This is a genomic window from Sphingomicrobium sp. (genome assembly GCA_036563485.1).
In the GTDB taxonomy this organism is placed as follows: domain Bacteria; phylum Pseudomonadota; class Alphaproteobacteria; order Sphingomonadales; family Sphingomonadaceae; genus Sphingomicrobium.
In genome coordinates, this window is the sequence record DATCMI010000001.1 from 1,402,590 (window position 1) to 1,428,420 (window position 25,831).

Below are 25,831 nucleotides of genomic sequence, written 5' to 3' on the forward strand. Positions count from 1 at the left end.
GGACGTTCCAGACAATGCCGAAACACGACCCGTTTGGCATTGGCAGAGGGTCGGCTTGATGGCCTGAAAGACGAACCGTTCAAGTTCCCGCTCTGAAGGCGACAAACCCGTTCTCGGCGGAAGAAGAATGAGCTTCGAGCTCGTACGCAGCCGGCACGAAGCCATCACAAGACGGAAACTGGGTTGAAATCAGATGGGTCCAAATTGGGGCGTTCGTTAACCTTTTCCGTCCATTTTACGCGGGTGTGGCGAAGGTAAACCGAGTCTTTGATACTAGCCGGGGGGCTGATTAGAGAGGCGCACGGATCATGGTCCGGCTGCCGGATTTTCCTTCGTCGAAACGGGACAACTTATCGGACCCGCCGAGCAGCGGCTCGACGGGCGGGGGATTACAAGTGCGTTACTTGATGGTTGGTGCGCTCACAGCATGGGCAGTTGTGGGTAGCAGCGAGGCTGCTGCGCAGCAGACTTTAACGGCGAATTTCAGCCGCGGCGCAATTGCTCAGTATTCGGGCAATCCAAATGGAACGGACGCCGGTCAGCTGTTTGGTAGCCTGGCGATCTCGTCCATGTCCGTTAGTCAGGTATCTGCAAACGGCACTTGGGGAGGCACTCAAGGCAATGACACATCGATAACCGCAACCATCAACTTCAGCGATGGCCGCTCACCGGTGACATTCCCTGCGGCGATCAATTGGGTCAAAAATGCTGGCGCTGGCCAGTTCGACTGGATTGGCGTCACAATCGGTGCAGCGCAGACTGTCAACGATGGCTACACGCCGACGGCCGGCAAGTCGAAAACCTACATTCTTCAGTTTCCGCAAAGCTCCCTCAGCCTTGCAACCCTGCTTCCGGACAACCTCGACGGGAGCGCAAATGCGGGAGCTGCCCTCAACGCGCTTAATCAATATTTCCCAAATGCTACGCCGCCGGTGATCACGGGGCCGTCTGGTGGAGCAGGCTCAGCGAGTTCCGTGATCAGCGTAAACGAAAATCAGCGGGCAGTGACAACGCTTACGGCTAACAAGGCGATCACGAGCTGGACGATCGTTGGAGGTTTTGACTCTTCTAAGTTCACGATCAGCTCAGGGGGTGTGCTTGCCTTCAACGGGGCTACCCCAGCTCCCGATTACGAAAATCCGTCTGACAACGATACTAACAACACCTATGTAGTGACCGTCAGAGCCACTGATGCGAATGGAAATACGGCAACCCAGACGATTACGGTCACGGTCTTGGACCTGGACGACACGGCTCCTGCCGTTGCTGCTCAGTCGTTTAACTATGCTGAGAACCAGTCGGCAAATGCGACCGTAGGCACTGTGGCGGCCACGGACGCGGTGGGTGTTAGCGCGTTCCGCTTCTCGGCCAATAACAGCCAGACCAGCGCTGATGGCTATTACACCATCGACAATGCAGGTGCGATCAGGATCACCGCTGCTGGTGTGGCCGCGGGCGTCGCCAACAACGATTACGAGATCACGCCCAACAGCTTCATCTATGGCGTGCAGGCGGGCGACGCTGCGGGCAACTGGTCGGCAGCCGCCAACGTTACGCTTAACGTCACGGATGTGAATGAAGCGGCGCCGAATGCTGCTCCGACCATCACTGCTGGCCAGTCCTTCAACTACGCCGAGAACCAGAGCTCCGGCGCTCAGGTCGGCCTTGTAGCGGCTAGCGACGACGTTGCAGTTACTGGCTTCCGCTTTGCCGCGACCGCTAACCAGACCAGCGCCGACGGCTTTTTCTCTATCGATGCAACGGGGCGCATCACGCTTACTGCAGCCGGTGCTGCCGCAGGAGTGGCCACCAACGACTACGAGATCACGCCCAACAGCTTCACCTATGCCATCGAGGCAGGAGATGCCGGCGGCCTCTGGTCAACCGCAACCAACGTCACACTCAACATCACCGACCTGGACGACACGGCGCCGGCAATTACCGGCCCCAGCAACGGTCCGGGTGCTGCGGCCTCGGCGATCACCGTCAACGAGGGCACAACGACCGTCACTACCCTGACGAGCAACGTCCCGATCAGCAGCTGGTCAATTGTCGGTGGCAATGACCAGGGCCGTTTCTCGATCAGCCCGGCGGGCCAGATCACCTTCCTTGCGGCTCCAGACTACGAGGCACCCGCTGATGCCGACACCAACAACACCTATGTGCTGACGGTCCAAGGTACAGATGCCAACGGCAACTCCGCGACCCAGACAGTTACAGTGACGATTGCAGACCTCGCCGACACGGCGCCGGCAATTACCGGCCCCAGCAACGGTCCGGGTGCTGCGGCCTCGGCGATCACCGTCAACGAGGGCACAACGACCGTCACTACCCTGACGAGCAATGTTCCAGTCACGTGGTCAATCGTTGGAGGCGATGACCAAGGCCGCTTCTCAGTCGATAGCTCTGGGGCAATTACCTTTACGGCTGAGACAGACTACGAGAACCCGGTCGATAGCGACAGAAACAACACGTATGTTCTGCTGGTAGAGGCACGTGATGGCAACGGAAACCTCGCAACTCAGACGGTTACCGTCTTCATCAGGAATGTTGACGAACTTGCCCGCCGCTTGGACGAGATCGGGGAGAATCTGCGGGGTAATCTTCGCAACCATGCGTTCTCGAGCCTCTCGACCATGCTCCAGTACAATGAAGGGCTTCTCAACGTGGACGAGAGCTTCTGCTTTGATCCGCGACGATCGTTTTCCGGGCAGGCAAACTCAGACGACTACATTCAAGCGGCAGGCGTCAACTTCCGCAAAGATCTTACCTCATGCAAATCTCGGACTCGAACCTTCGTGGATACGGGGGTCGGCTTCACGCGGGTGAACGGTAATTGGACCACGAGAGGGCTCGCTGCAGCGGGTATCGAACAGAAGCTCGACAAACGTGTGGTGATTGGCGCTGCACTTCTCGGCACTACGTCGGCCGACAAACTCTCATCCTTCGATGACAGCCGCATCTCCGACAAGAGCCTGCAGCTGAACGTCTATGGCCGTGCTCATCTGGCCGACCAGCTCCGCTTTGGCGCGTTCGCCGGTTGGGGCAAAGCCTGGTACTCGTTCCGCCTCAATGATGATGGGCTTGCGCTTCGAGGTCGCATGACCGGCTACCGCCACATCTATGGTGCGGTACTATCCGGTGACATACAGCTCGCCGGGACCACAATCACGACGGACGCGACTCTATCTAGGGCCTCGGAGCAACTAAATTCGGCCAAGCTGAACGCCTACTACAAGGGCGAAGAAGGGTCGAAGGTCCTGTTCCTCGTTGGCAAGGTCGACGTAACGAGGCTCAGCGTTCCCGTGCAAATCCCAATCATTTTTGGTCACGTGGACAGGGCTGAGCCGACGCGCCTAGATATCAGCCCAGGCCTGCTCTGCCAGGATACGGAGCAGGACTCGTCTTCAATTGACTGCGGCTACCAGCTTGGCTTCAAGTTCAGGCTGGCTCCAAGCTTCAGGTGGCGAATACAGGCGCAGGCACGGCGTGAGGTGGTAGAGGGCTATGCCTCTAATCTTCTCTCCGTCGGCGTCATGAGGCACCTCGGCAAGCGGAATGAATATGCTCTCGGTCTCGATGCGGAGCGCGAGGCTCGCGCTCAACAGGCGGACAATCGATTGATGATGCGGTTTGGCGTGAGCCGCTGACGCAATTGGCGGCGAGCTCCCTGCGGCATGGTGGAAACCGTTTGAGCAGATCATCAGCGAGCCGACGCTACCGGAGGACCTCAGAGGTGTTTAGGCCGGCTAGCTCGGTCCGCTACGGTCTACCTGCGTCGAGTGCGGACATGCCGCTAAAGTCTGCTTTGGGTCGGAAGCAGACATTAAGCCGGGCGCCGCGGACCGCCGCTGTCGACGACGATCTCAAGCTCCTTGGCGGCAGCCCTAGCGGCCCTTCTCAACGGGGAGAGCCGAGCGACGTGCTCGATACACGGGTTTCCATCGATGTTGAGCGGGAGCGCCAGGTTGCTCGCAAGGATACGCTCTTCGACTTCCCAAGGCCGATCGCAAGGATGGGCCGCGACGAACGCGTGGCGGCTCATCCAATCGTCTAGTCGCTGCTCTCCCGGGTTGGTGAACGTAAACCGCGAGCCGCTGCCAACTCGCCGGAGCGCTATCCCGAGATGCTGGCTAAGAAGGCAGCCCAAGCTCAGTCGGAGAGTAGAGCCTTCGGCATTGCCGCCAAAATGGGTCCGGAGCCGTTGCCGGATCGTGGACCTGCTTGCCGCCTTGCCGCTGGTCGGAGGCGCCGAGGGGGAGATGCCGACATAGAGCAGTGTCAGGCCGTTGGAAGTATGACATCCGGTTGCGTCGACAGCGCCCGGAATTTCGCCGAAATACCAAGCGTAGATTCCCGGCTCCGCGGGCGCAGCAGATGGGCGCCGCAGCACGTCATCCGAAGAGAGGAGCCGCGAAGGGTTTAGTAGGGCCGTAGGAATGCTCAGCACTGGGGGCCAGCGATGTCTAATTGGTCACGCGATAAAGGCCTAAGGCCTGTTGGAAAGCGATAGCAAGGTCGGCAATATCCACGACGTTAGTTCTACCGGTGAGTTCGAAACGCATGCGTGCGGGGCGGGAGAACCAAAGATCGCGCTCTGAGTCCATGTCGAACGTTCCTGCATTGTCGACCGAGCAGGCGACTACTTTGCTGTAGGGCAGCGTCGATACAGGTCAGTGGACCTTCGTGTCTCCGTCGGAGCTTCGCAGCAGGAGTGACGCCACCATGTACGGAATGCCGGCGAGCACGAGCGCCTGAGCTGCGGCCGCCGCCTGTTGCGGCGCACTGTCCGGCGAAGTCTGGGCCCACCACAAGAAGACCAGAACCCCCCATACCGCACTAACAATCCCAACTACGCGCATCTGATTCCCCTGAACTACCAACGCCGCGCGACCATCGCTCGGCGCTCCGGCTTTGCACCAATTAAGACTGCTGGGCTCTAGTGCAAGAAACGGCCGAAACTCGGGTTTTTTCCGGCGACAGAGATGTCCGCAATGGGTGCAATGCGGACATCAGTTCAACGGTTGGAAATGCTCGCCGTGTCCGCCAAAGCGCGAAAATCGGCTAATGTCCGGTCGAAGTAGTGCAGACGCGGAGCGTCAAACGTGGCCATATAAAGTCGGTTTCCGATCAGCACGGCTCGCGCCTCCCCCTTCCTCGGCAGCTCATCGCTGTCGATATATTCGTAGGTGAAGTACACGCCTTGTTCACCTAGGAACCGCTCTGGCCTGGATCCGGTTAGTTTGAAGCCGCCAATCTTCTTGTATGCTCGGTACGTGCCTTCGAGGAGCTCCGGTATTTCGATGAGCAAGGTGCTCGTCGTGAACTTCGGCAACGGATCCCGCTTCTTATTGCGCTCCTTGACGAGCGGCGCCCCTGGCTCGACGCCGCCATAGAACGTTACGTCGTTGAGCTGTTCGCCGTCGAGCGTCCAAGTCTCAGCGTATCTGCCGGGTCTCTGATCTAGCCGGTTCCAGTCACGCGGCGGCGTGACCATCATGTTCGAGCCGGCAATTTCGACCGTCTTGCCTTTCTCCCGGTAAGCATTGGCATACGCCGGATGCGCACCAAGAGCAGCAACGTACAGGCCGGCGAGAGCCCACGGCCGCCCTTTGATGATCGTCATTGCTTCCCTCCCACCGATCCTACAGTCATTTGGATCATTGCTAAGTCGGAAGCGTCCGGCTTCAGCTGGAGGTATCGCTCCAGTGCTGTCAGCCCTTCAGCTGTCCTTCCCGTTTTGATCAACGATAGCCCTAGTCCTCGATGGGCTTCGGCAAGCTGCGGTTCCAGCGCCACTGCTCTCGAGTAAAAGTCGGCCGCATGAACCAGATCGCGCGGCGCCCCCCGCATCCGAAACAGCTCAGCACGAGCGTACCAGAGTGGCGCGGTCCAGCCGTCCTGCGCGAGCGCGTTGATGAGGTATTCACTTCCGCCGAAGTCGTTCAGCTTAATCTGATCTTCAAGGAAGATAGGTAGCCATTTCGCTAGCGCCTGTTTGTACCGCTGTACCCCTTCGGTACGCGTTTCTCCATCCGGCGCAGCCAGCTCGCTCAAATAAGCCGCTCGCTCAGCTTCAGGCGGATGGCTGGCGAAGAACGCGATTCGGTCGAACCGGGGCTTCTTCAACCCGCGCGCGGAAGCAGAAGCCTCGGTCTCAGCCATGAAGTTGCGCCAGACGCGCGTGGCAGCCTGTGGCCTTAAGTTGCTACCGTTCAGGTAGCTGATGCCGACGAGATCTGCCTCCCGTTCGTTATCGCGGCTGAAGCGCAGCAGAGAGCCGTAGACAGATAACTCCAAATCTTGAAAGTTCCTGTGCACATTTGAACTGTTGGACATCGAGGCTAGGACAGCTGCCCAACTCAGCAGGTCGGTTCCGGTGCGACGGGCCTTGAAGCGGGCAAGGGTGTGCCGCTTTTCGAAGTGCCCAAATTCATGCCCTAGTACGGCCGCAAGCTCGGCCTCGCTTCGCGCGCGGAGCAGGAGGCCGCTGTAAACGCGCATTGTGCCGTTTGGCGACATGGTGGCGTTGAAACTCGGCTCTCGCACAATGTAGACGCGCGTTGCGTTGCAGCGGTCCGACCCGACTGCTGCACAGAGCACACTCTTCACGTAGGCGGTAAGCGTCTCGTCGCGGATTAGCACCGGCGAATTCGCCAGCTTCTGCTCGCTCTCGTCGTCTTCTCGCCAAAAACCAATCTCGTCCACGCCCTGCGGTTGGTAAACCCCGGCGTATGGTGGAGGTGGCGGCGCGGGCTTCATCTCGGGCGCTCCACTGCCCGGTGCCGCTAGCGCCAAAGCGCTCCAAGCAGCGATGAAGGCGCTCTTCATCGTTTAGCCTCAGCGTGCTTAACCGTGCTACCAGGGAAGTCCTCTAGCAGCTGGCGAACTCTCTTCTCTGCCCCGTCTGGCTCGCGCACGTCGCCACCCATCGCGAAGTCCGCGTTCAGCCACAGAAGATCCCCGGTTTTGAGGTCGACTAGCCCCGCCGCACCTTTGTGTTCGCCCGACTTGATGGCCAACCCCGGGCCAAGCAAGGCGACAGCCTGAAGTATCTTCCGCCCCGTCGAACCATAAGCATCTTTATTATAGATGAACAAGGCATAGTCAGCATCTTCGGCTCCCGGAAGGCTGCGAATTCCCTCGCCGAGGGACGAGTCGAAGACGCCTGATTTATTATCCCGCTTCTTCGTCGGCAGTCGGTTGCCTACGAAAAATTGATAGCTCATCACCGCCTGAGAAACCGCGTCGAATAAGTTCGTGTACTCCTCAAGCAGCTGGGCCTGTTGGCCGTAAGCCTCGGGTGCAGTCAAAACCGTGTTACCCAAGGCGGACTGGCGCTTTAGCAACGCCGCCTCGATGTTTTTTCGTGCCTGGTCAGTCCACTCGGCACGCGGTTCAAACATGCCTCCGGTGGACTGGGCGCCCACACTAACTTTCGGGCGAAACACCAGTATCTTTTTGCCGCTATTAGCGGGCAATTCAAACCCCTGCTTGATTGCAGCTCGCTCCTGCGCGCCTGCTGCGGATGCAGCATTCAGCACTAACAGCGCGGCCGCTGCCAGCTGGATAATCGATCTCATGTACGCCCCCCAATCACACGGCCCCCGAGCCGCACTCACAATGTGCAGGAAGATTATCAGATCGCAAGCTACAAAAAAGATGCTGGAGCCGTGCGTTACGGAGAAGCTCTTCGGGGACGCCAAGGTTGCGGTGAAGAGGTTAGCAACGACGCGGGATCTCAGGGCGATAGTGGAGCCTTGTCGGTGATCGCCGCTACGGGAGCGCCGGTGCCCTGCTTGCTGTGGACCGGCTACCAACGACGATCAATCGACCAACACTATTGCTCGTGATGCTTCTTGATCTGGTCGGTCGGGCCACCATCTGCGAACGCTTCCCGCACCCGAAGACAGCCTAATGATCAGTTCCGCTTACATGCTCGCTCTGACCGACTCCTCTTACGCACGACGCCAACTCTGCCCGATGTTCTCGGGTGGAGCTTATGTCCGCAGCCACAGCACCTTTAAGAACGATCGGGCAGGGGCGCGGGCGGGCTAAAGTCATCAGCAGGTGGATAGCGCAACAAGAACACGGCAACGGCATGGTCGCCCGCGTTCGTGCTTGCCAGGTGATTGTTGGACGGAAAGGCCAGGATCACGGTTGAACCGGAAACCGGAGTTAACCTGTTGAAATAAGGTGGTGCCGCTTGCGTGACTCGAACACGCGACCCCATCATTACGAATGATGTGCTCTACCAGCTGAGCTAAAGCGGCTTGGCTCTACGAAAAGAGGCCGTGCGGCGGCGGCCCTGAAGGGCCAATCGTCGCGGCGGTGCCCCTAACAGCGCACCGTCTTGCGGGCAAGCGCGGAAGCGGCCGCCGAACATGCTTAACGCTTTGGTAACGCGCGTCGGCCATTTTCCGGGCTGAACTTAGGGAAGGTGGGGCCCCGGGGCGCATGGACAGTTACCGCGAGCATCCGAGCGACTTCGAGCTCGGCACATCCGCCGAGGCCGATCACGCGCATGATGTCGCTGCAGCGATCGGCACCGACGAGCGCCGGATGCACGTGCGCGCCTATAATTATTGGGTCTCGCTGCTCGAGGGCCGCGATTTTCCGTCGATCGAGGATCTCGAGCCCGAGGACCTCAACGACTTTGCCGCGCACAGCGTCCTGCTCGATTTCACCTGCGGCCGCGACAATCCGGCGGTGCCGTACATCGGCGCAGCGATCCGCGAGGAGTGCGGCCTCAACGAAGACACGCGCACCATTGCCGACGTCCCGAGCCGCTCGCTGCTTTCCCGGCTTACCGACCATTATCTGCAGATCATCGCCAACCGCGCGCCGATCGGCTTCGAGGCCGAGTTCGCCAATCAGCGCGACGAAACCATCTGCTATCGTGGCATCCTGATGCCCTTCTCTTCGGATGGCGACACGATCGACTTCATCTACGGCGTCATCAACTGGAAGCATGTGGCCGTCACGCAGTCGCCGCGGGCCGAAGAGCCCGTCACCTCGACGGACGCGACCTCGCTCGACGGCGACTACGAACAGCCGGCGCAAGACTATATCGAAGCGGAAGTGGCAGTGGCGGACGAACCGCTGGAACTGGACCAGCCGCTCGAAACTCCAGTAGCGCCGCATCAGCCGGTACCGCATTTCTCTTGGGAAGACGGTCCGCTGAGCGATGCCGGCAGCGACGACGATGAACTCCGGCCGATCGAAATCGACGCTGACGCGGGCCTTGCCGACCGCTTGTGGGCCGCCCGCGAGACCGCGGAAGCAGTCAAGGCCGGCGAGGGCCGGACCCGCTCCGCGCTGTACCGCGCACTCTCGCTTGCTTACGACTTCGCGCTCGCCGCCCGTGCCGACCCCGATGACTATGCCGAGCTGCTCGAGGAATCCGGCCTGAAGGCGCAGGAACGGGCGCCGATGACGCCTATTGTCAAGCTCGTGTTCGGGATCGATTACGACAAAGCCCGGCTGACCGAGTTCGCCGCGGCGCTGTCTTACGGCATGCGGCAGGATGTCGAGCAGGGCGGATTTCAGTCCTTGATCGAGCAGCAGGCGGGTGGCCTCAAGGCGCTGGTCGCGGCGGAACGCCAGGCCCGGCGCCCCGAACCAAAGGCTGACACAAAGAGCGAAGCCGCGCGCGCTCGCTTGCGCTCGGCGCCGCCAATCACGCTCGCCCAAGTGCCGAGCGATGAGGAGTTTGCGGTCGTCGTCACGCGCCGCGGGCAGGACGGCAAGCATGAGCTGGTCGCTATCGTCGAGGACGAGGCGTTGGTCGAACGCGCGATTCGCCGCGCCGCCTGACCGTTCCGGCAAGCGCCGGGGTTGTTCCCCTGCGGAGGGCGGGTCTATAGGCCCGCCATCCCCGCACTACAGTCCCCGGAGCAATAACTTCAATGACGGCTCACACGCGCCTGGACCCCCCGCTGGTCGAGTCGATCCGTAAGGCCCTGACTGGAAACGCACTTCCAGGAGAGACCCAGGATTTCACGCGTGAAGCGGAGCGCGACGCAGCCGAATTCCTCGCTGAAGTCGCGGCCAAGCGCAGCCGCGGCGAGCTCGCGCTCCAGATCCAGTCCATCGGGGGCGAAGTCGGGCATCGCAGGATGCGGATCGGCATCGTCAACGACGATATGCCGTTCCTGGTCGACTCCGTGGCTAACGCGATCGCCGCGCGACAACTGACTATCCACCGGCTGCTCCACCCCGTCGTGTGCGTCGACCGTGGCAAAGATGGCGCGCTTCAAAGCGTCGAACCGTTGTGCGGCGACAAGGAGCGGCGGGAGTCGATCATGTACATCGAGCTCGACCGCGCCGACGCGCGCGGCCGGCAGGAGCTCGCCGCCGACCTTCGCCGCGTCCTTGAGGATGTTCGCCTGGCCGTGCGCGACTGGAAGTCGCTGCAGGGACGAATGCGCGCGGATGCGGAGCAAGCGGACGAGGAAGGCGCGGCGCTGCTCAACTGGTTTGCGGACGGCGCGATGACGCTGCTCGGATATCAGGTTGAAAGGCCGTACGAGAAGCCGAGCGAAGCGCTGGGCATCTTCAGCATCCCCGGCGCCCCCACCGATGAGGGCGGGGCCGCGGGCGCGATGAATTATCTGGAGAAAGGCGGCCAGGTGCCGCTGATGGCAAAGGCCGAGCGCAAGTCGACCGTTCACCGCCGCGTCCCGCTCGACCTGGTGGTGACGCCGGTCCGCGACGGCGACAAGGTCCTCGGCATCGGCGTCCATGCCGGCCTGTGGACCAGCGAAGCCTTGCGCGTCCCGCCGGAGGAAGTGCCGGTCCTGCGCGCGCGCCTGAAGCAGCTCGACCGTGACTTCGGCTTCGATCCGAAGGGCCATTCCGGCAAGGCGCTCCGCCACGCCGTCGCGTCGCTGCCCCGCGACGTCGTCATCGCCATTGAATATGCTTCGCTGCGCGAACTGGTGCTGACGGCGATGTCGCTCGCGGACCGTCCTCGGCCGGCGATCCTGCAGGTTCGAAGCATCCTCAAGGGCCAGCTCTTCACCTTCGTCTGGCTTCCGCGCGAGGAACTCAGCACCAACCGCCGGGTCGCGATTGCGGAGCTACTTGAAGAGAAGGTTGGGCGTGAAATCACCAGCTGGTCGGTCGAACTTGGCGACGCCGACCTCGCGCTGATCCGCTTCACCCAATATATCGACGAAGATGCGCCGCAGCCGGACTCGGCTGAGCTCGATCGCGCTGTCGTCGAAATGGTGCGCGGCTGGGCTCCGGGCGTCGAAGCCGAACTGATCGAGCAGGCCGGGGCGCCGCGGGCCACCCGCCTCGCCTTGACGTACATCGGCGCCTTTCCGGAAAGCTATCGCTCGCGCAGCACCGCGAAGGAAGGCGCGGCCGACATCCTTCGCCTGTGCGCCCTTTCGGACGACAGTGAACGGGGTGTCCGGATATTCCGCGCCGACAGCGATGCGCCGGGGCTACTCCGCCTCAAGACCTATCGCCGTGGCGGCCTCATTCCACTGTCCGAAGCCGTCCCGGTGCTCGAGAATTTCGGCTTCCGAGTGCTCGAGGAAATCCCGACGGCCCTGGCCGGCGGCATTGGCTTCATTCACGATTTCCACGTCGAGGTCGGTGCCGAAGGCGACATTGAAGCCATCCTGTCCCGCGTCGACGAGATCGAGCGGGCGATTGCAAACGTCCTTTGCGGCGCAGCGGAAGACGACGAGTTCAACCAGCTGGTTCTGTACAGCGGGCTCAACACGCAGGCCGTTGTCTGGCTGCGCGCCTGGTTCCGTTACCTGCGCCAGACGGGGAGCAGCTTTGGGCTGGTCACGGTCGTCGATGCGCTTCGGCGCGCGTCGCCTGCAACGCGGGCGCTTGTCGGGCTGTTCGAGGCTACGCATGACCCCACGGCGAAGAACCGCGATGAACGGATCGGCGAATGCCGCGAGCAGCTCGACAAGTCGCTCGCCAAGGTTCGTTCGATCGACGACGACCGCATCCTTCGACGGCTTCGCGCACTGGTGCTCGCGATCCTGCGCACCAATGCGTTCGCACCGGCGGCTCGCCAAGCGCTCGCGTTCAAGATCAACAGCTCGCTGGTCCCGGGTCTTCCCGCACCGGTGCCGTGGCGCGAAATCTGGGTCTACAGCCCGCGCGTCGAAGGCATTCACTTGCGCGGCGGCCCGGTCGCCCGTGGCGGCCTTCGCTGGTCGGACCGGCGCGACGATTTCAGGACCGAGATTCTCGGGCTGATCAAGGCGCAGCTGGTCAAGAACGCGGTGATCGTTCCGACTGGCGCCAAGGGCGGCTTCTATCCCAAACAGCTGCCGCCGATCACAAACCGCGACGCATGGCTTGCGGAAGGAACCGAAAGCTATCGCATCTTCATCCGCTCGCTGCTGTCGATCACCGACAATCTCGTCAACGACAAGGTCGTCCATCCTGAAAAGGTCGTGATTCACGACGGCGACGATCCCTATTTCGTCGTTGCCGCCGACAAGGGCACCGCGACTTTCTCGGACGTTGCCAACGCCATCGCGCTGGAGCGGAATTTCTGGCTTGGCGACGCGTTCGCGAGTGGCGGGTCCAATGGTTACGACCACAAGGCGATGGGCATCACCGCGCGGGGCGCGTGGATCTCGGTGCAGCGCCACTTCCTTGAGATGGGCATCGACGTTCAGTCGGACGAAGTCACGGTTGCAGGTTGCGGCGATATGTCGGGCGACGTGTTCGGCAATGGCATGCTTTTGTCGAAGACGCTGAAGCTCGTTGCGGCGTTCGACCATCGGCACATCTTCATCGATCCCAATCCCGATCCGGCGAAGAGCTGGGCCGAGCGCCAGCGGCTGTTCGAGCTGCCGCGTTCAAGCTGGGACGATTACGACAAGTCGCTGATTTCGAAGGGCGGCGGCGTTTATTCGCGGGGCGAAAAGTCGATCCATTTGAGCGCTGAAGCGCGCGAGGCGCTGGGCATCCAAGACAAGGACGTGGAACCCGCCACCCTGATCAACGCCATCCTGAAGGCGCCGGTCGATCTGCTGTGGTTCGGCGGGATCGGGACCTACATCAAGGCTGCGACCCAAGGTCACGCCGACGTCGGCGATCCTGCCAACGACGGCCTGCGCGCGGACGCACGCGACCTGCGCGCCAAGGTTATCGGCGAAGGCGCAAACCTTGCCATCACCCAGGCCGGCCGGATCGAGTTCGCCGAGCGCGGCGGTCGCATCAACACCGACTTCATCGACAACAGCGCGGGCGTGGACTGTTCCGATAACGAGGTGAACATCAAAATCCCGCTCAACAGGGAAATGCGGGACGGCACGTTGAGCTTTGAGAAGCGCAACAGCCTGCTGGCGCGGATGACCGACGACGTTGCCGAGATCGTCCTAGAGGACAACCGCCTGCAGTCGCTCGCCCTCTCGGTCGGAGAGGCCGGCGGCGCCAACGCTTTGCCGGCACATGTTCGTACGATCGAGCTGTTGGAAGCGGCTGGCCGGCTCGACCGCAAGGTTGAGGGCCTTGCGTCGAGCGAGGCGCTGCTGCGGCGGGTCCAGGAGAACCGCGGGCTGACGCGTCCGGAGCTCGCCGTCGTGCTCTCGCTCTCGAAGCTGATGCTTCAGGACGCCGCCGAAGAGCTGCGGCTGTCGAACGATCCGTTGATGGAGCCGGAGCTGTTCGAGGCCTTCCCGAAGCCAATGCGCAAAGCGCACGCGGAGTCGATCAAGGCCCATCCGCTCCGCAATGAGATCATCGCGACCAAAATCGCGAACCGCCTCGTCAACCGCCTCGGTCCGGGCGTCGCCCTGGACATGACAGAGGAAGAAGGCGCGTCCCTTCAGCAGGTCGTTGCTGCATTCCTCGTCACCGAGCGGCTGCTGGACCTTGAGAAGCTTTGGAAGCAGATCGAGGAAGCGGCATTGCCGGAGACGGTCCGGATCGAGCTCTTCTCGATCGCCGCGTCCAGCGTTCGTTCGCACCTCTCGGATGTGCTCCGCGCCGCCGGCGGTGAGACCAAATTGTCGAAGCTCATCGACATGTTCGAACCCGGTGTGCGGAAGATTTCGTCGGCCGCGACGAAGCTGATCCGCGCCGAAGTCCGCAACGAAGCTGCCGGCCGGCGCGACCGGCTGCTCGCCCTCGGCGCCAGTGAAGAGATCGTGCGCGGCCTGGTTCGCCTGTATGAGCTCGATGGGGTGTTCGGGATTGCGGCGCTGGCCGCTCGCCAGAAGCTCGACGAGCTGGCGCTGACGAAAGCCTATACGCGTCTCGGCGAAGCGCTCGGGCTGGACTGGGCGCAGCAGCAGGTCGCCCGTTTCCTGCCGTCCGACCAATGGGAGCGGCTGCTGGTCGCCGGCCTGGCCCGCGATTTCGAGCAGCTGCGCATCGAGTTCCTGGTGCGCTGCCGGGGCGATGACCTCGACGACTGTGTCGACGGCTGGATCACGCATCACCAGGCGCGGATCGATCAGTTTCTCGAACTGGTTGCGCGCGCTCGCGCTCAAGGCCACGTCAGCGCGGCGATGCTCGCCCAGATTGCCGGACAGGCACGCATCCTCCTCGGCCGCTAATGCGCTTCGCCATCCTGGTTCCGGCACCGGATTATCCGGAGCCTTGGGCCTGGGCCTATGATGTCGAGGCAGCCGCGCTGGAAGCGGCCGGCGCCTCTGTGGAGCCGGTGCCGTGGACTGAAGCGGCGGACCTCTCCGGCTTCGACCTCGTCCTGCCGCTCGTCGCCTGGGGCTACCACCTCGACTATTCGCGGTGGCTCCGCTTCGTTGAGGCGGCCGAACAGCGATGTTTGCCGTTGCTCAACCCGGCGCCGCTGCTGCGCTGGAACGGCGACAAGGTCTATCTAGCGGAGCTTGGGGACAAGGGCGTGCCGACGGTGCCGACCCTGGCGGTCGAAAGCTGCTGTGACGCGGATCTCGAGGAGGCGCGGCGCCGCTTCGGATCCGCGTCGCTGGTGATAAAGCCGCCGATCTCCGCAAGCGCCACGGGCACCTACCTCCTTAGCCCGCACAACGACCTTCCCGCCGATAGCCGCGGCAAGCCGATGATCATCCAGCCGTTGATCGAGGAGATCGCCCAAACAGGCGAGTTTTCCCTCATGCTGTTCGACGGTGAGTTCAGCCATGCGGTGGTCAAGCGGCCGAAGTCCGGCGACTTCCGGGTGCAGCCGCACCTCGGCGGCGTGACCTTACCGTCACCACCACCGCCGGGTGGCGTTGAGCTGGCGCAAAAAGCGCTCGCCTGCGCGCCTGCGAAGGCGACTTATGCGCGCGTCGATATGGTGCCGGATGGTCAAGGCGGGCTGATGATCATGGAGCTGGAGCTGATCGAGCCGGCGCTGTTCCTCGATCACGCGCCGGACCGCGGCGCCGCCTTCGTCCAATCGATCATGAGCGCTGCTCGAAAAGCCACTGCCTGATCGCCGACGTCAGGTTCGGCGGCTCAGCGGCCTCAATCCGCGCCGCGTCGATCTCCGCAACCAAAGCATTCAGGGGGATGCCGCGCTCCTTCGCGGCAGCATCGAGCGCACGCCAGAAAACCGGCTCGAGGCTGATCGACGTCTGGTGCCCGGAAATGAGCACGGATCGCTTTCGTGGCGGGGCGTAGTCCGGCACAGTGCCGACCACGGGCATCAATACATGTGCTGGCCGCCGTTGATGGACAGCGTCGATCCGGTGACGAAACCGGCATTTTCGTCGACGAGGAACGCGACGCCGCGGGCGATTTCCTCCGCCTTGCCGAGCCGGCCGACGGGGATTCGCGCGACGATCTTGCCGAGCACTTCCTCCGGAACTGCGGCGACCATGTCCGTATCGATGTAGCCGGGGGCGATTGCGTTCACGGTCACGTTGAAGCGCGCGCCTTCCTGCGCGAGCGCCTTTGTGAAGCCGTGGATGCCGGACTTGGCCGCGGCATAGTTGACCTGCCCATATTGGCCCGCCTGGCCGTTGATCGAGCCGATATTGACCACGCGCCCGTAGCCGCGGCTGCTCATGCCTTCGAACACCGCCTTGGCCATATTGAAGCAGCCGCCAAGGTTGGTGTCGATCACCTCCTGCCACTTCTGGTGGTCCATCCGCTTCATCGTCGTGTCGCGAGTGATGCCGGCGTTGTTGACCAGCACGTCGACCGGGCCGAGTTCTTCCTCGACCTTGCGGACGCCTTCCTGGCAGGCGTCGTAATCGGCGACGTCCCATTTGAACACCTTGATGCCAGTGCGCTCGGTGAAGGCGCGTGCGCGTTCGTCATTCCCGGCGTAGTTTGCGGCGACCTGCATGCCCATGTCGCGAAGCGCGATGCTGATCGCTTCGCCGATCCCGCGCGTGCCCCCGGTGACGATCGCAACCCGTGCCATGCTGATCTCCCTGTTGTTTTGCCGACGCTTATTGTGCGTCGGTCCACCCGGCAAGTTCGCGGCGGACGAGGCGGGCCAGCATGTCCATGCCTTCCGATGAATCGTTCAGGCAGTCGAGCAGCGCGAACTTCTCGCCTCCGGCATGTTCGAAGGTCTCTCGCCCGCGAATGCCGAGCTCTTCCAGGGTTTCGATGCAATCGGCGGAAAAGCCGGGCGCGGCGATGGCGATGCGCTTCACGCCTTGGCTCGGATAGGCTTGAAGCGTGGCATCCGTCGCTGGCTTCAGCCACTCGGCACGGCCGAATTTCGATTGGAACGCGACGTCGACATCGCGGCCCATTGCTTCGGACAGCAGGCGCGCGGTCTTTCGGCAATGGCAGTGATAGGGGTCGCCAAGATCGAGCGTCCGCTGCGGCATCCCATGAAAGCTGAGCAGCAAGCGCTCCGGCTCGAAATCCAGCGCCGCAAGCTGGCGCGACAGGTTGGCCTTAAGCGCCTCAATGTAGAGCGGGTCATCGTAATATGGCGGCAAGGTCCGGATCGCCGGCTGCCACCGCATGCGGGCCAGGGCGGCGAACACGGCGTCGTTGGCCGTAGCAGTCGTTGCTGCGCAATATTGCGGATAGAGCGGGGCCGTCAGGATCCGGGTACAGCCCTCGCCGACCATCTTCTCGATCGCCTCGGCGATACCAGGATGGCCGTAGCGCATCGCATAATGGACGCTGACGTCCGGCATGCGTGCACGCAGCGCTTCGGCCTGGCGATGCGTGATCACGCGTAGCGGCGATCCTTCGTTGGTCCAGATCTGGTTGTACGCCTCGGCTGACTTGCGCGGCCGCGTCCGCAGGATGATGCCGTGAAGGATCGGCTTCCACGCGATCTTCGGAATTTCGATGACCCGCGCATCGCTGAGGAATTCGGCCAAGTAGCGGCGCACGGCACGCGCTTCGGGAGCGTCGGGCGTGCCCAAGTTGATCAGCAGCACGCCGACTTTGGGCCCGGGCACTTCCGGATGGTCTGATGGCGGCTTCACGAGACCGCCATAGGATCGAACGGCAGCGAGCGCATCCGCTTGCCGGTGCCGGCGTAGATCGCATTGGCGACGGCGGGCGCGAGCACCGTCGTGCCGAGGCCTGCGACTCCGCCCGGCGCTTCGCTGCTGGAGATGATTTCGACCATGACGCGCGGTGCGTCGGCGAGGCGCAGCAGGGCAATACCGCCGTATGGCCGTGCGCGCGGCATCCCGGCCACCCACTCCGGCGAAGGCACGTTCGCCTGGCCGAGCGCCCACACAAGGCCCGCTTCGATCTGCTGCTTGACGAGGCCCCTGTTGACGACGCGCCCGCAATCGACGGTGGCCGCGAGCCAATCCACCTTCACCCGCTGGTCTGGCCCGACGCTTGCACTCGCGACAAGACCGATGTGCGATCCGAAAGCGGAGCAGCCGGCAATGCCCATCGTACTTCCCGCGCCTCCGCCATCCCATCGCGCGAGCCGCGCAGCACCCTGCAGGCAGCGTGCGAGCCGGCCGTTGGTGCCGAGCATCGACATGCGGAACGCCAGCGGCTCCATCCCCGCAGCATGCGCCAGTTCGTCGATGAAGCTTTCGCTAAAGAAGGTGAACTCGCGTTCCGGCGAGCCGCGCATGTAGCCGGCAGTGAACGGGAGCTTCGCGCGCACAGCTTCAATCTTCGCGTGCGGGATGGCGTAAGGCGGCTCGCCCCCGGTCAAGCTGAGGGCCTCGTGCGCGCTCTCGTTTCTTAAGCGCGCCAAGGCCGAGCTTAGCCCGTCGGCTGTAGCCACCCGCATGCTCCAGGCCGCCGTGATTCCGCCCGTGCCGGGTAGCGCTGTCATTCGCGCCATCGCCCCGGGTGAAGGCCTGTCCTGGTTCTGGCTCGCCGACTGCGACAGGGTCACTTGGACGGGGCGCCTGAGCTGTCGTGCCAGCTCGATCGCAATCGGCGCGGCGTCGGCTTCCATCGCTCGCCCCGCCGGCTCGCCCGGCGGCATCGGATAGAACGCGCGGTCGTCGCCGGACAAAAACTCGGGCGCCTGGCTGGCCGCCCACAGTTCGACGCGATCGCCGTTCACCCGTGCCGTCGCGGTCAGCGGCTCGAGACCGAGATGCTGCGACGGGACCGCATAATAGGTTGCGGCGAGCGGCCTGGAGCCGTCGATGGCACCGTCATAGTCGCCGCGGCTGAACAGCGTTTCGCCACCGCTCGAGGCCAATGCCTCCTCGAAGATGCCGCGCATGTCCGCAGCTGTGGCGGGTCCGCTGAACTGCGGGTTTGCTGCCTTGAGCGCCTGGTCGGCAGCCCACCAGGTGTCCGCCGCGACCGCAATCCAGCCATCGCGGGCGGCGATATGGTGAATGCCGGGCGTGACGCGGAGCGCTTGGCGGTCGAAGTCCCGCAGCTTGCCGCCGGGTGGTGCGAGGCGTGCGGATGCGAACAGCATGTCCGCTAGCCGCACATCGCCAGCGAAACGCCAGATACCGCTCGTTTTCGCCGGGCCGTCCAAGCGCGGTGCGGGGGTGCCGATCAGACGCCCCTCGGCGCCCTGGCGCGGTGGGTTGCGCGGGGCACCGCGGCTCGCTGCGTCCTCGGCAAGTTCGCCGAAGCTGAAGCTCCGCCCGGCGTTCAGCACCCGGCCTTCCGCCACTTGGCATTCGGCGGCATCGACATTCCAGCGAGCCGCTGCCGTCTCGACCAGCATTGCCCGCGCACTTGCCGCTGCATGACGCAACGGCTCCTCGAACGCGCGGATGGAGGTCGAATTCGCGGTAATGCGGCTCTTCCCGTCACCGACCACCAGGTTGGCGTAATCGCCCGTCAGCGGCGCCGGTTCGACCGCGATCGTGTCCCAAGCCGCACCGAGTTCGTCGGCAACGATTTGCGCCAGCCCCGTCCAGATGCCCTGTCCGTTCTCCGCCTGGGGCACGGCCACCGTCACCTGTCCATTGGTGCCGAACTTGATGAACTGGCCGAATGCCGCTTCGCCGCGGTGCGTCGGCAGGCCGCCGGCCATGCCGCGGGGCCATAGCGCGAAAGCGACGATCAGCCCGACGCCCGCACCCCCGCCGACAAGGACCGTCCGCCGGTCGACCTTCAACGGGCGTACTGTGCCTTTAGCGCTCGCCGGTCGATCTTGCCCGTGCCCAGACGCGGCAGCGGCGCGTCGGCGAAGATGATCCGGTCGGGAACCTTGAACTTCGCAAGCCGCTGCTCGAGGTGATTGCGGAGCTGCTCTTCGTGGAGCAGCTCGCCGTCCTTCGTCAGCACGATGGCGACCGGCACTTCACCGAGCCGCTCGTCGGGCGCTCCGAACACGCAAGCCTCGGCCACGGCCGGGGAGGCGTAGATCTCGGCCTCCACTTCGGCAGCTGAAATATTCTCGCCGCCGCGCAGGATGATGTCCTTCTTGCGGTCGACGATGAACAGATAGCCGTCCTCGTCGAGGTAACCGAGATCGCCGGTGCGGACGTAACCGTCGCTTGTGAACAGCGCCGCCGATGCCTCGCGGTTGCGCCAATAGCATTCGATATTGGCAGCGGTCCGGATGCCGATCTCGCCCACTTCATTGGCCGGCAGATGCTCGTCTCCATCGTCGAAGATCGCGATTTCGACCAGCGGCGCCGGCCGCCCGGTTGAGCCCGGCTTGTCGGCATAATTGCTCCAGAAGTTGATGCATCCGACGGCGTTGGTCTCGGTGAGGCCATAGCCCAGCGCCGGCTGCGCATTCGGGAACTCCTCGCGCAGCCGCTCGACATGGCTGACCGGGCGCGGGGCACCGCCGGCGGTAATGTCCCGAAGCGATGACAGGTCGTATTTGTGGCGGTCCGGGTGGGTCATTAGCTCGAGGCTCATCGTCGGGACCCCGACGAAGTAGGTGATCTTTTCCTTGTCGATCAGCCGCAGCGCTTCGCCGGCGTCCCACTTGGGCATAATCACCATGCAGCGGGCGATCACGAAGCTGTTCAGCATGACCGGCACTTCGCCCGTGACGTGAAACAAGGGCACGCTCAGCAACGTGCGCGGCGGGCTCGTGGGCGCCTGGCCGGCCGCCGTCAGAAGCCCGAGCAAGACGATCAGCCCGGCCGCGTAGGAATAAGTGCCGGTAACGACCGCCCGGTGTGTCGACACCGCACCTTTGGCATCGCCGGTCGAGCCGGAGGTGAAGAGGATCGTCGCATGGTCGTTCGGGCCGACCTCGGGGAGCGGGCATTCGCCGGCGCCGAGCAATTGTCCAAGCGCCTGCTCGATCGGCTGGTCGACTTCGATGCTGAGGATGTCCCGCCCGTGGCACCGCTCGCCGATGCGCTTCGCGCGCGGCGCATCGGCAATGATCAGCTTGGGGTCGGCGAGGAGGATCGCATGCTCCATTTCATGCGCCTGCCACCAGCCGTTGAGCAGCGTCGCGACACCGCCCGCCTTGGCGATGGCCATGTAGCTGACGATCCAGCTCGGGCAGTTGCGCATGGCAATGCCGACCGGATCGCCTTTGGCGACGCCGCGGGCCACGAGCCCATGCGCAACCCGCTCGGACAAAGCGTCGAGCTGGCCGAACGTAAGCCGTTCGCCGCCGGCAACGATCGCCTCGGCATCGGCGTTGAGAGCGCAGAAAGCACGAAAGAAGCTCGGAAGGGTCGGTGGGAAGTTGGCAACGATCGCGCGGCCCTGCTCGTCCTTGTCGAGCACCAGACGCCCGCCGGCCCCTGTAGCTCGGGCCAGTTCCTCGTCGAAACGTCTGTCCAGCTCACTGGGCATCAGCGGTCGGCGCTCCTTTGCCTTTACGTAAGCCCGCCTTATGAGGCGCTGAACATCCCTGGGGAAGTCCTTGCAGACCTACGACGATAATCAGTTCACGAAGTTCACGGACCTCGGCCTTTCGCCCGTAGCGCTGCACATCGGGTCGTTCGACCTAAGGTGGTACAGCCTCGCCTATCTGGCCGGCATTTTCATCGGCTATTGGTACTTGCTGAAGCTGCTGAAACAGCCGGGTGCGCCGCTTGCCCGCCGCCATGCCGACGATCTGGTCTTCTATGCCGCGCTCGGCATCATCCTTGGCGGCCGTCTCGGCTATGTGTTGTTTTATAACCTCGGCGAATATCTCCGAAATCCCATCGAGATCATCAAGCTGTGGGACGGCGGCATGTCCTTCCACGGCGGGGTTGTCGGAACGTCGCTCGGCATCCTCTATTTTGCGCGCAAGGAGAAACTCTCCTGGCTCCGCGTCCATGATTATGTGGCGTGCTGCGTGCCATTCGGCTTGTTCTTCGGGCGCCTCGCCAATTTCGTGAACCAGGAATTGTGGGGCGCGGCGACCCAGGTCGCCTGGGCCGTCCGCTTCGTCGAAGTGACGCCTTATGGCGCCGTCTTGGGCCCGCCGCGGCACCCGAGCCAGCTTTACGAAGCCGTGCTCGAAGGCCTTGTCCTGTTCGCGATCCTCGCCTGGATGTTCTGGAAGACGCAGGCGCGGTACGAGCCGGGCAAGCTCGTCGGCGCATTCACCTTCTTCTACGGCCTGTTCCGCTTCGGCGTGGAGTTCATCCGCGAACCGGACCGGCAGCTCACCGGCTTTGCACAGTCGACGGGGCTCCACATGGGTCAGTGGCTATCACTGCCGATGATCGCACTTGGCCTTTATCTGATGCTCACCGCCAAGAAGCGGCGCGTCCGCGTCGAGCCGACACTAGGGACGACCAGCGTCGCGTGAACCCGCTCGAGCGCGCGATCCGCGATCGAATCAAGGCTGAAGGCCCGATCACCGTCGAGGCCTATATGGAAGCCTGCAACGGATATTATTACGCGACCCGCGATCCGTTCGGAGCGAGCGGCGACTTCACGACCGCGCCGGAAATCAGCCAGATGTTCGGCGAGATGGTCGGCGGCGTCCTTGCCGACTGCTGGCGCCGCGCCGGCGCTCCGGCGGATGCCGCGTACGCCGAACTCGGCCCGGGCCGCGGCACCCTTGCTGCGGATGCGCTACGATTGCTCAAACCTGCCGGGTTCACCGGGCAAGTGCATTTCGTCGAGACGAGTTCGATCCTGCGCGACGCGCAGGCGCTGACCGTCGCGGACGCCGAGTGGCACGACAGCATCGACGGGCTGCCTAAGCGGCCGCTGCTGCTTGTCGCCAATGAGTTTCTCGACGCCTTGCCGGTCCGCCAGCTCGTCGGCGGCGTAGAGCGGCGCATCGTCCTTGCTGCAGGCGGCCTCGCATTCGACCGCGACGGTGAGGTGGACGAAGTGTCGCCGGCGCGGGACAGCGCCGTCGGGGTCATTGCCCGGCATGTGGTTGCGCACGGCGGCGCGGCGCTGATCATCGATTATGGTCATGAGCGTTCCACCACCGGCGATACGCTGCAGTCCGTACACGCGCATGGTTTCGCGCCGGTGCTGCAGCGCCCCGGCGAGCAGGACCTGACAGCCCACGTCGATTTCGAAGCCGTGACCAAGGCCGCGAGGGGCGCGGGGGCCGAAGTGACGCCGGTGGTGCGTCAGGGCGAATGGCTGATTTACCTTGGCATCGAAGCTCGCGCGCAGGCGCTATCGCGCGCCAACCCGGAGCGCGCGGATGAAATCGCGGCTGCGCTGCATCGCCTCACCGCGCCCGGCGAGATGGGCGCACTGTTCAAAGTCATCGGCATCCATGCACCAGGCTGGCCGGCCCCGGCAGGCCTGGCATGAACACGCGGGACGCAACCGCGGCCGACTTGCCGGCGATCGACTATGTCTTCCGGCAAAGCTTCTGCGACACATTCGCGCATCTCTATGCGCCCGAAGATCTCGCCGCCTTTCTGGCGCAGTTTACGGATGAGGCTTGGCGGAGGGAGTTCGAAGACCCCGGCTACGCCTTCCTGGTGGCCGAGGCGCATGGCGCTGTCGTCGGATATGTGAAGCTCGGCACATCGACCCTTCCCGTCGAAACGGAGGCGCGTGCCATCGAACTGCGCCAGCTCTATGTGCTCAAGGCCCACCACGGCAGCGGCCTCGCTGCGGCGCTGACCGCCTGGGCGATCGGCGAGGCCCGCCGGCGCGGCTGCGAGGAAATCTACCTCACCGTCTACACCGACAATCATCGCGCCCGCCGCTTCTACGAACGCTATGGATTCGGGGCCGTCGGCCGCTACGATTTCATGGTCGGCAGTCAGGCAGACGAGGACATCATCATGCGGCTGACGCTTTGAGCGAAGTCGAGGTCATCCACGCCGTTTCGCTCGGCGGCTTGCCGCATGGGTTCCTCGGGCGTCGCGGCGGTGTCTCGACCGGCGAGTTGTCGGGTCTCAACGTCGGCTACGGAAGCAAGGACGACCGTGACGCGATCGCCGAGAACCGGCGGCTCGCCATCGACGCCGTTCTCCCGGGGGCGGAGCTTGCGACTGTCCACCAGATACACTCTGCGAATGAGGTTGTCGCGGAACGCCCGTGGCCGCAGGAGCAGCGGCCGCATGCCGACGCGCTGGTCACAAGTCGGCCAAACCTGCTGCTCGGCATCCTCACCGCCGATTGCGCGCCGGTGCTGTTCGCCGATGAGCAGGCCGGCGTCATCGGCGCAGCACATGCAGGTTGGCGTGGCGCCATTGTGGGCGTCACGGATTCAACCATCATCGCCATGGAGCGGCTGGGCGCCCGCCGCGAGCATATTCATGCGGCGGTCGGCCCCTGCATCGCGCAGACATCCTATGAAGTGGACGAGGGCTTTCGCGCCCGCTTCGTCGAAGAGAATGAAGAAAATGCGCGATTCTTCGGTGGGTCTGCCGAGGGCAAACTGCATTTCGACCTCGAGGGCTATGTCGTCCACCGGCTGATCGCCGCGGGCGTCGGGGAGGTCGAAGCGCTGAACCTCGACACTTATTCCGATCCGGATCGCTTCTACAGCTACCGCCGGGCAACACATCGCCGGGAGGCGGATTACGGGCGTCAGATCTCGATGATCGGCCTTCGCGGATGAGCGCCGCCAAGCGGTCGGAGCAGATCGGCCTCTGGGCTGGCCTGCTTGCCTTCGTGCTGATGCTGACGCTTCCCGCGCCGGCCGGCATGCCGCCGCCCGCATGGCGCACTTGCGCGCTCGTCGTGCTGATGGCGACTTGGTGGATGACGCAGGCGCTGCCGCTTACTGTCACCGCCTTGCTGCCGTTCCTGGTCTTTCCCCTGTGCGGCGTGATGGGCGCGGGCGATACCGCCGCCGCTTATTATTCGCCGATCCTCTTCCTCGTGCTCGGCGGCGCGATCATCGCCCTGGCGATCGAGCGCACCGGACTTCACCGCCGTCTTGCGCTCGCCATCGTCGAGCGCGGCGGCTCGACGCCCGCGGCGGTGCTGTTCGCCTTCATGACGGCGACGGCGATCATCAGCATGATCGTTTCGAACACCGCCACGACGTTGATCATGATGCCGATCGCGGTGGCCGTGCTTCGCGCTGCGAAAGTGCGCGAAAGCCACACGGACGGGTTCGCCGGCGCGCTGGCCATGGGCATCGCTTTCGCGGCCTCGATCGGCGGTCTCGCGACATTGGTGGGGTCTCCCACCAACGCGATCGCCGCCGGGATTATCGAGCGGTCGACGGGGCTGCGCATCAATTTCCTGACATGGGCGCTTTACGGCGTTCCGCTGACGGCGGCGGCAATCCCGTTGTGCTGGTGGATCCTCATGCGTGTGCAGAAGGTGGAAGCGAGCGACTTTGATCCCCATGAGGCGCTGAGCGGGATCGGCACCGCTGGCGAATGGAGCACCGCCGAAAAACGGCTGGTCCCGCTGATCGGCGCGGTCGTGATTGGCTGGGTGGCGATCCCGTTCCTCACGCCTTTTCTGCCCAAGGATTCGCTGACCGACGGCACCATTGCCGTCCTTGGCGCCTTGTTGTTGTTCATCATCCGGGACGGCACCGGCCGGCCGATCCTCAACTGGCACGAAGCCAATCGGGCGCCCTGGGACGTGATCATGCTGTTCGGCGGCGGCCTCGCACTCGCTGCGGGGATGGGCGCCTCAGGCCTCGACGAATGGCTCGGCACGGCCCTGCAGCCGCTTCGCGCCGTCGACCCGCTGGTCGTCGCCTTGGTGCTTGTCGCCATCGTGATCGCCATCACCGAATTCGCATCGAACGTCGCCGCGGCGAGCGGCATCATCCCCGTCGTCGGCGGCATCATCGCAGCCACAGGAACCGATCCAATCTTGCTCGCTCTACCTGCCGCCTGGGCGGCGAGCTGGGGGTTCATGCTTCCATCCGGCACCGGACCCAACGCCATCGCCTGGGCAACCGGCCACATTGCCCTTCCGCGAATGCTCAAGGCAGGGCTTCTCCTCGACCTGGCTGGCGTTCCGCTGATGGTCGGGATCGTCTGGGTAATCGCAGCGCTTCTCGGTTGAAATCGCCTGTTGCGGGCGGTAATTGCCGGCCCATCCGGCGAGCCGGTGGAGATGCATCCTGCGGAGGTTAGGATGCGAGCGCCCTGGCTTCCTCGCTGATCGGTTCCCGCCTCCCTGG

The 25,831-nt window shown here is 63.6% G+C and carries 18 protein-coding genes and 1 tRNA gene; 9 read left to right on the forward strand and 10 right to left on the reverse strand.

Features of this window, described 5'->3' with window-relative positions:
* Positions 1 to 308: 308 nt before the first annotated feature.
* A complete protein-coding gene (locus tag VIL42_07295; GenBank protein ID HEY8592654.1) occupies positions 309 to 3,650 on the forward strand; it encodes a cadherin repeat domain-containing protein in 3,342 nt (1,113 codons plus the stop codon).
* A 176-nt stretch (positions 3,651 to 3,826) separates the two neighbouring features.
* Here the strand turns inward: VIL42_07295 and VIL42_07300 are convergent, their stop codons facing one another.
* The 5 genes from VIL42_07300 to VIL42_07320 form a co-directional block, all read right to left on the reverse strand.
* A complete protein-coding gene (locus VIL42_07300; protein HEY8592655.1) occupies positions 3,827 to 4,450 on the reverse strand; it encodes a hypothetical protein in 624 nt (207 codons plus the stop codon).
* Positions 4,451 to 5,017: 567 nt separating this feature from the next.
* On the reverse strand, positions 5,018 to 5,626 hold the full coding sequence (locus tag VIL42_07305) for a hypothetical protein (GenBank protein HEY8592656.1): 609 nt from the start codon (positions 5,624 to 5,626) through the stop codon (positions 5,018 to 5,020).
* On the reverse strand, positions 5,623 to 6,831 hold the full coding sequence (locus VIL42_07310) for a M48 family metalloprotease (protein ID HEY8592657.1): 1,209 nt from the start codon (positions 6,829 to 6,831) through the stop codon (positions 5,623 to 5,625). Before VIL42_07310 ends, VIL42_07305 begins: the two co-directional genes overlap by 4 nt.
* Positions 6,828 to 7,583: a hypothetical protein gene (locus VIL42_07315; GenBank protein ID HEY8592658.1), complete on the reverse strand. Its 756-nt coding sequence runs from the start codon at positions 7,581 to 7,583 to the stop codon at positions 6,828 to 6,830. Before VIL42_07315 ends, VIL42_07310 begins: the two co-directional genes overlap by 4 nt.
* A gap of 614 nt (positions 7,584 to 8,197) precedes the next feature.
* Positions 8,198 to 8,273, reverse strand: a tRNA-Thr gene (locus VIL42_07320).
* 184 nt (positions 8,274 to 8,457) lie between these two features.
* Between VIL42_07320 and VIL42_07325 the strand changes: the two genes are divergently transcribed.
* The 3 genes from VIL42_07325 to VIL42_07335 all read left to right on the forward strand — a co-directional run bounded on the left by VIL42_07325 (position 8,458) and on the right by VIL42_07335 (position 15,406).
* On the forward strand, positions 8,458 to 9,816 hold the full coding sequence (locus tag VIL42_07325) for a hypothetical protein (GenBank protein ID HEY8592659.1): 1,359 nt from the start codon (positions 8,458 to 8,460) through the stop codon (positions 9,814 to 9,816).
* Positions 9,817 to 9,908: 92 nt separating this feature from the next.
* Complete coding sequence (locus VIL42_07330; protein ID HEY8592660.1) at positions 9,909 to 14,546, forward strand: NAD-glutamate dehydrogenase domain-containing protein; 4,638 nt, start codon at positions 9,909 to 9,911, stop codon at positions 14,544 to 14,546.
* Positions 14,546 to 15,406 carry a hypothetical protein gene (locus VIL42_07335; GenBank protein ID HEY8592661.1) on the forward strand — a complete coding sequence of 287 codons (861 nt, stop codon included), beginning with the start codon at positions 14,546 to 14,548 and terminating at the stop codon, positions 15,404 to 15,406. The genes VIL42_07330 and VIL42_07335 overlap by 1 nt, the downstream gene beginning before the upstream one ends.
* Here VIL42_07335 and VIL42_07340 read toward each other — a convergent pair.
* Genes VIL42_07340 through VIL42_07360 form a run of 5 tightly spaced genes read right to left on the reverse strand, consistent with a single transcriptional unit; the run spans position 15,375 to position 21,111 of the window.
* Positions 15,375 to 15,620, reverse strand: a complete 246-nt coding sequence (locus VIL42_07340; protein ID HEY8592662.1) for a ribbon-helix-helix domain-containing protein — start codon at positions 15,618 to 15,620, stop codon at positions 15,375 to 15,377. The genes VIL42_07335 and VIL42_07340 overlap by 32 nt on opposite strands.
* Positions 15,620 to 16,342 carry an acetoacetyl-CoA reductase gene (gene phbB / locus VIL42_07345; protein HEY8592663.1) on the reverse strand — a complete coding sequence of 241 codons (723 nt, stop codon included), beginning with the start codon at positions 16,340 to 16,342 and terminating at the stop codon, positions 15,620 to 15,622. The genes VIL42_07340 and phbB overlap by 1 nt, the downstream gene beginning before the upstream one ends.
* A 28-nt stretch (positions 16,343 to 16,370) precedes the next feature.
* Positions 16,371 to 17,375 carry a ferrochelatase gene (gene hemH / locus VIL42_07350; GenBank protein HEY8592664.1) on the reverse strand — a complete coding sequence of 335 codons (1,005 nt, stop codon included), beginning with the start codon at positions 17,373 to 17,375 and terminating at the stop codon, positions 16,371 to 16,373.
* Positions 17,372 to 19,456 carry a molybdopterin cofactor-binding domain-containing protein gene (locus VIL42_07355; GenBank protein ID HEY8592665.1) on the reverse strand — a complete coding sequence of 695 codons (2,085 nt, stop codon included), beginning with the start codon at positions 19,454 to 19,456 and terminating at the stop codon, positions 17,372 to 17,374. The genes hemH and VIL42_07355 overlap by 4 nt, the downstream gene beginning before the upstream one ends.
* On the reverse strand, positions 19,453 to 21,111 hold the full coding sequence (locus tag VIL42_07360; GenBank protein HEY8592666.1) for a class I adenylate-forming enzyme family protein: 1,659 nt from the start codon (positions 21,109 to 21,111) through the stop codon (positions 19,453 to 19,455). Before VIL42_07360 ends, VIL42_07355 begins: the two co-directional genes overlap by 4 nt.
* Before the next feature lie 70 nt (positions 21,112 to 21,181).
* Between VIL42_07360 and lgt the strand changes: the two genes are divergently transcribed.
* The 5 genes from lgt to VIL42_07385 are packed head-to-tail and all read left to right on the forward strand — an operon-like array spanning position 21,182 to position 25,713.
* The gene (gene lgt, locus VIL42_07365) at positions 21,182 to 22,060 is read left to right on the forward strand and encodes a prolipoprotein diacylglyceryl transferase (GenBank protein HEY8592667.1); all 879 of its coding nucleotides are present in this window, start codon (positions 21,182 to 21,184) and stop codon (positions 22,058 to 22,060) included.
* The gene (locus VIL42_07370) at positions 22,057 to 23,034 is read left to right on the forward strand and encodes an SAM-dependent methyltransferase (GenBank protein HEY8592668.1); all 978 of its coding nucleotides are present in this window, start codon (positions 22,057 to 22,059) and stop codon (positions 23,032 to 23,034) included. The genes lgt and VIL42_07370 overlap by 4 nt, the downstream gene beginning before the upstream one ends.
* Complete coding sequence (locus VIL42_07375; GenBank protein ID HEY8592669.1) at positions 23,031 to 23,534, forward strand: GNAT family N-acetyltransferase; 504 nt, start codon at positions 23,031 to 23,033, stop codon at positions 23,532 to 23,534. Before VIL42_07370 ends, VIL42_07375 begins: the two co-directional genes overlap by 4 nt.
* Positions 23,531 to 24,298, forward strand: coding sequence for a peptidoglycan editing factor PgeF (gene pgeF, locus VIL42_07380; GenBank protein HEY8592670.1), 768 nt, complete (start codon positions 23,531 to 23,533; stop codon positions 24,296 to 24,298). The genes VIL42_07375 and pgeF overlap by 4 nt, the downstream gene beginning before the upstream one ends.
* Positions 24,295 to 25,713 carry a DASS family sodium-coupled anion symporter gene (locus VIL42_07385; GenBank protein ID HEY8592671.1) on the forward strand — a complete coding sequence of 473 codons (1,419 nt, stop codon included), beginning with the start codon at positions 24,295 to 24,297 and terminating at the stop codon, positions 25,711 to 25,713. The genes pgeF and VIL42_07385 overlap by 4 nt, the downstream gene beginning before the upstream one ends.
* Positions 25,714 to 25,831: the final 118 nt, after the last annotated feature.